Raw genomic sequence first — 5,084 nt, forward strand, 5'->3', positions numbered from 1 at the left:
AGCGTCCTCACATCCACGGGTGGGGTCGCCGCTCCGGCCTTCTCGGCCCCGAACACGTCGGCCGCTCCGTCGAGGAGCTGGGCCTTCCACTGGGTGATCTGGTTGGGATGAACATCGAACTGCTGGGCCAGCTCGGCGAGAGTCTTCTCGCCCTTCACGGCGGCCAAGGCCACTTTGGCTTTGAAGGCTGGAGAGTGGTTCCGGCGGGGTCTCTTGCTCATCGTTTCTCCTGTTCGGCAGCCATTCTGGCCGCTCTCAGGCAGAAACTCCACTTATCCCGCTGTTCAAATTCTCCGAACCAGCTCTCAGCGCCAGTGGTCGGACAAGGCCATTGCCCGCACCACGCCGGTGTTACTGGGGTTGTTTGCGCTCGTGACAATGTGGGCCGGCGACATCCTGGCCCAGGGCTGGAAACCACGCCGCGCCGCTTGGTATGCGAAGTCTCACCTAACCTTTGGCGATGCCCTGGCGGTTGTGCGAGCCAAACTCTGGAGCGCCAGTTTTGAAACATCCCGGCAGGACCGCGACCACGTGAAAATCCCACGGGCTCAATTCAATCGCCTCACACAAGCCGCATGCTTCCCCGCCTGAAACAGCCAAAGTCGAGCTTAGCAAACGGCATCCTTCCGGGCCGGCTTAGTACCGGCTTACCACCTTTGCCCGCGCCTAAGCAGCGACAGGATGTGTTACTCAGGAAAGGGGAGTTTAGTAGTCTGATTGCGCTATGCTATATAGAAGGGTCTGGGAGATGCCGACGGTTTGCGCTGTCATTCTTACGTACAACCGATGTGATCTTCTTATAAAATGCCTTGATAGCATAGATCGTCAAACTCGGCCTTGCGACAAGATTATTGTTGTTGATAACGCTAGTACTGATGGAACACGGGATGTACTCGGCCAAGAATGGGAAAGCAGAGTCACAGTTGTTGCGCTGAAAGAAAATGTTGGTGCAGCCGGTGGCTTCAACATAGGGATGCGTTGTGCATACCGAACCGGATCTGAATTTGTTTGGGTGATGGACGACGACGTTTTCACAGAACCTGACACTCTAGAACGTCTTCTCGCCGGTGACACGAGACTGAAAGCACACGGCATCCAAGCACCTTTCTTGGTTTCGAATGCCCTGTCTCCGACTGGCCTATCGACAAACACTCCAGATATTGATTTGAGGCCAAATTCGCTTGCTTACGGAGCATGGCCCGTCTTTCTTAGATATAGCCTCGTGCCTGTGTGGCGGTCTACGTTTGTCTCGATCCTTCTCCCTCGATCAACGCTTAGCCGTTTCGGCCTCCCGATCGCCGATATGTTCATGTGGGGTGAAGATATGGAATATACGACCAGGATCACTGAGGAGAGCCCAGGATATCTTGTAGGCGACAGCCACGTTGTGCATGTCCGTGTCCTTGCAGGTGCACCCAATATCGAAACTGAGTCCGACGCGCGAAGGATTTCGTGCTTTTACCACCATAAGCGCAACCAAATGTATATGTTTCGACGGTTTAAGAAGGGTTCACCCGTGAGGCACTTTGCGCATCAGATCCGACTTGCGCTCAAACTCGCTGGCACAGGACGTTTCCGCAAAGCGGCTCTAGTTGCTGCGGGTACATTACATGGCCTTGTTTTCGATCCGCGGATTGAATCTGCAGATGAAATCTGAAGAGGGGCACTCGTGCATCGTAAGCGGTGTTCTGAACCCACCTTACGTTCGCATGTCTGAGAGGCGAGACTGACGATCTCTGCTTGGGGATCGTTTTGTGTCGATGGTTGACCATATGCCTGAGCCGCCCCGATCCGTGCGGCGCCTGGAAGTGATCACAGGAGCCGGCGGGCGGCGGCGCTGGCCGACGGATGAGAAGGCGCGGATCCTGGAGGAGGCGATGGCGCCGGGCGCGGGGGTGTCCGAAGTGGCCCGCCGCCACGGCATGTCGCCCCAGCACCTGTTCACCTGGCGCCGTCAGGCGAGGCGAGAAGCGGCTGATCCTCCGCTGGCCTTTACCCCTGTTGTTGTCGCCCCTGACCCGCCGCAGCCTGCAGCCTGTCCTCAGGCGGTGATCGAGATTGCCATGCAAGGCGCCATCATTCGTGTGCCGCCAGCGGTTGATGGGTAGGCGGTGTTCTGCCCGCACCTTTCATGTTGCGATGTGAAGTGAGAGTCTGCCGACCCTTGTATCAATGAGGATCGGCTTGTGTCTGGACTTGATCTTACGCTTGAGCCGGAGCCCGCGGTGCGCCGGTTCGAAGTCCTTCAGGGTGTTGGCGGCCGGCGGCGCTGGTCGAAGGATGACAAGGCCCGCATCCTGGAGCTGACCCTGGCGCCAGGCGCCGTGGTGTCCGAGATCGCCTGCCGGCACGGCTTGACGCCCCAGCAGCTGTTCACCTGGCGGCGTCAGGCCCGGCACGCCGCCGCTACAGACGAGCCGATGTTTGTGCCGGCCATCACCGTTCCACCCGCGCATGTCACGCCATCCAAAGCTCACCCCGAGGATCGGCCGGACCAGACGAGCGGCCGCCTCGACCTGATTGAGATCGAGGTGAATGGTGCGATCGTGCGGGTTCGGCCCGGCACAGACGCGACCACGCTGGCGATGGTGCTGCGCGCCGTGAGAGCTCTTCCATGATCGGCCCGAGCGGCAGCGTGCGCGTGATGGTGGCCACCAAGCCCGTCGACTTCCGCAAAGGGGCAGACGGCTTCGCCGCGCTCGTGCGCGACACCATGGGAGCCGATCCGTTCTCCGGGGCTGTTTATGTCTTCCGCGCCAAGCGCACGGATCGTGTCAAGCTGGTGTTCTGGGACGGCACGGGCGTGGTTCTCGTGGCCAAAAGGTTGGAGGACGGCGAGTTCCGTTGGCCCAAGGTGCAAGATGGTGCCCTTCACCTGTCGGTGGCTCAACTTTCCGCCCTGCTCGAAGGTTTGGATTGGCGCCGCGTGCATGAGGCGCGCCAGACAACAGTGCCGTCGGCAGCGAGTTGATCGCACCCTCAGCCCCACCCCGTAAGAGCAATCATCGACCGCAGCGAAGCATGATTCACTATCCCTCGTGACCAGCGCGACGCAAACCCTCCCGGATGATCCTGACCTGCTCAAGGCCATGCTCCTGGCCGAGCGGGCGCGCGCCGAGCGCCTGGAGCAGATCATCAAGGCGATGCAGCGCCACCGTTTTGGTCGCAGAGCCGAGAGCCTGCCCGAGGATCAGCTGCTGCTCGGGCTGGAAGAAGCCGAACAGGCCGAAGCCGCCGCGGAGGTCCAGCACGAGCAAGCGGATCCGGCCGAGCGCAAAAGCCGAGCGGCTCGGCGACGCCGGAACCGGGGAGCGTTACCGGCGCATCTGCCGCGGGTCGAGATGATCATCGACATCGAGGATCCCGCCTGTTCCTGCTGCCACAGCACCCTGCACCGCATCAGCGAGGATGTCTCCGAGCGGCTCGACATCGTGCCGGCGCAACTGCGCGTGCTGGTGGTGCGCCGGCCCAAATATGCTTGCCGCGCCTTCGACGCCGTGGTGCAAGCACCGGCTCCGGCCCGTATGATCGAGGGCGGACTGCCCACCGATGCGCTCATCGCCCAAGTGCTCGTATCCAAGTATGCCGATCATCTACCGCTCTACCGGCAGGCGCAGATCTATGCCCGTCAGGGCATCAGCTTGGATCGCTTGACCCTGGCTGATTGGGTCGGGCGAGCCGCCTGGCATCTGCGGCCGGTGAATGAACGCCTGCTGGCGCCGCTGAAGACCTCACCTCGGTTGTTTGCCGATGAGACCACCGCACTGGTGCTCGATCCTGGCCGCGGTCAGACCAAAACCTGGCAGCTCTTCGCTTATGCCCGGGATGACCGGCCCTGGGGCGGCACGGATCCGCCCGGGGTGGCGTACGTCTATGCGCCGGATCGCAAGGCGGCACGGCCGATCGAGCATCTGTCCGGGTTTGTCGGCGTGCTGCAGGTGGACGGCTACAGCGGCTATTGGGCTCTGGCGGCAGGCAACCCAGGTCACCCTCGCATTCTGCTGGGCGCATGTGCGTCGGCGCTTTTACGAGCTGGCCGCGGCCGGGTTCCTCCAGCGCCGATTGCCAGCGAAGTCCTTACGCGGATCGCGGAGCTCTACCGCATCGAGAGCGAGATCCGTGGCATGAGTGCGGCGGAGCGCTGCCGGATTCGGCAGATGAAGAGCCGTCGCATCCTTGAAGCTCTCGAGCCGTGGTTGCGCAGCAAGCTCGGTCTGATCAGCCAGAAGAGTAAGCTGGCCGAGGCGATCCGCTACGCGCTCTCGCGCTGGGACGGGCTGAACCCGCTTTGTGGACGACGGGCGCATTGAGATCGACTCCAACGTGGTCGAGCGGGCGATCCGGCCTTTGGCATTGACGCGCAAGAATGCGTTGTTTGCCGGCTCAGATCGCGGGGGCGAGCATTGGGCGATCATCGCCTCACTGGTCGAGACCTGCAAACTGTGCGGGGTGGACCCGCAGGCTTATCTTGCCGACGTGCTGAGCCGCATTGTCACCGGCCATCTCAACACCCGCATCGATGATCTGCTGCCGTGGGCCGATGCCACCACGCCAGACCTCAAGGCCGTGGCCTGAGAACATCGCTTATTCTGAAGCGTTTCCGGTCAAGCGAAGAACAGATCGTCGGGATCCTGCGGGAGCAGGAGGCCGGGCGAAGGCGGTCGACCTGTGCCGCAAACGCGGCATGTCGGCAGCCACCCTGTATGCCCTGCGCAGGCTGGCGCAGGAGCGGCGTCGTTTTGGCTATCGGGGGCTGTTCGTGCGGCTTCGGTGCCAGGGCGAGACGGTGGGCCTCAACCAAGTCTAACGTCTTTCCCGCGAGGTGGGTCTGAGCGTTCGCAAGCGCTGGGCGCGCCGGCGGCACGCGAGGCCCCCATTCTGATGGAGGCAAAGGGCAGTGCGCTCTGGTCCCCAAACTTCGTTCATGATCAATCTGCCAACGGTCGGCATTTTCGCATCCTTATACCAATCGGCGCTGATGCTCATGCATGGGCCCAGTCGCGCAAGCCGATGGACATGATGGTCCAAGGTTGGTCTACGAGTTTGTTCCAAGCCGCACAGCAATGATCGAGGATGTCCGGGTA

Annotated in this window: 8 protein-coding genes and 2 pseudogenes; 9 read left to right on the plus strand and 1 reads right to left on the minus strand. The window is 61.6% G+C overall.

The window, feature by feature from the left end; genetic code table 11:
- On the minus strand, positions 1-221 hold a 221-nt coding region (locus JQC81_RS31880), incomplete at its 3' end, for a transposase (protein WP_203275774.1).
- On the opposite strand from JQC81_RS31880, the gene JQC81_RS31885 reads away from it, so the two are divergent.
- From JQC81_RS31885 to JQC81_RS33685, 9 genes and pseudogenes are all read left to right on the plus strand, one after another.
- A complete protein-coding gene (locus JQC81_RS31885; RefSeq protein ID WP_203275775.1) occupies positions 214-591 on the plus strand; it encodes a hypothetical protein in 378 nt (125 codons plus the stop codon). The genes JQC81_RS31880 and JQC81_RS31885 overlap by 8 nt on opposite strands.
- Positions 592-748: 157 nt before the next feature.
- Positions 749-1,657 carry a glycosyltransferase family 2 protein gene (locus JQC81_RS34595; RefSeq protein ID WP_203275776.1) on the plus strand — a complete coding sequence of 303 codons (909 nt, stop codon included), beginning with the start codon at positions 749-751 and terminating at the stop codon, positions 1,655-1,657.
- 115 nt (positions 1,658-1,772) lie between these two features.
- Complete coding sequence (gene tnpA, locus JQC81_RS31895; protein ID WP_203275777.1) at positions 1,773-2,108, plus strand: IS66-like element accessory protein TnpA; 336 nt, start codon at positions 1,773-1,775, stop codon at positions 2,106-2,108.
- A 78-nt stretch (positions 2,109-2,186) separates the two neighbouring features.
- Positions 2,187-2,618: an IS66-like element accessory protein TnpA gene (tnpA, locus tag JQC81_RS31900; RefSeq protein ID WP_203275778.1), complete on the plus strand. Its 432-nt coding sequence runs from the start codon at positions 2,187-2,189 to the stop codon at positions 2,616-2,618.
- A complete protein-coding gene (gene tnpB, locus JQC81_RS31905; RefSeq protein ID WP_203275779.1) occupies positions 2,615-2,971 on the plus strand; it encodes an IS66 family insertion sequence element accessory protein TnpB in 357 nt (118 codons plus the stop codon). The genes tnpA (JQC81_RS31900) and tnpB overlap by 4 nt, the downstream gene beginning before the upstream one ends.
- Positions 2,972-3,038: 67 nt before the next feature.
- Complete coding sequence (gene tnpC / locus JQC81_RS31910; RefSeq protein ID WP_312887628.1) at positions 3,039-4,310, plus strand: IS66 family transposase; 1,272 nt, start codon at positions 3,039-3,041, stop codon at positions 4,308-4,310.
- Positions 4,291-4,575 (plus strand): transposase domain-containing protein, encoded by a 285-nt coding sequence (locus JQC81_RS33680; RefSeq protein ID WP_312887629.1) that lies wholly within the window; start codon positions 4,291-4,293, stop codon positions 4,573-4,575. The genes tnpC and JQC81_RS33680 overlap by 20 nt, the downstream gene beginning before the upstream one ends.
- A 14-nt stretch (positions 4,576-4,589) precedes the next feature.
- Positions 4,590-4,705, plus strand: a pseudogene (locus JQC81_RS34675) (transposase); the annotation flags it as partial.
- A gap of 3 nt (positions 4,706-4,708) precedes the next feature.
- Positions 4,709-4,962 (plus strand): annotated as a pseudogene (locus JQC81_RS33685) (IS3 family transposase); the annotation flags it as partial.
- Positions 4,963-5,084: the final 122 nt, after the last annotated feature.

Origin of the sequence: Microvirga arabica, from assembly GCF_016811235.1 — a bacterium.
In the GTDB taxonomy this organism is placed as follows: domain Bacteria; phylum Pseudomonadota; class Alphaproteobacteria; order Rhizobiales; family Beijerinckiaceae; genus Microvirga; species Microvirga arabica.

What these genes read in the sequence shown, in the direction of transcription:
- tnpB (WP_203275779.1), top strand. Translation starts at nt 2,615, where the DNA reads ATGATCGGCCCGAGCGGCAGCGTGCGCGTGATGGTGGCCACCAAGCCC.
- tnpA (WP_203275777.1), top strand. Translation starts at nt 1,773, where the DNA reads ATGCCTGAGCCGCCCCGATCCGTGCGGCGCCTGGAAGTGATCACAGGA.
- JQC81_RS34595 (WP_203275776.1), top strand. Translation starts at nt 749, where the DNA reads ATGCCGACGGTTTGCGCTGTCATTCTTACGTACAACCGATGTGATCTT.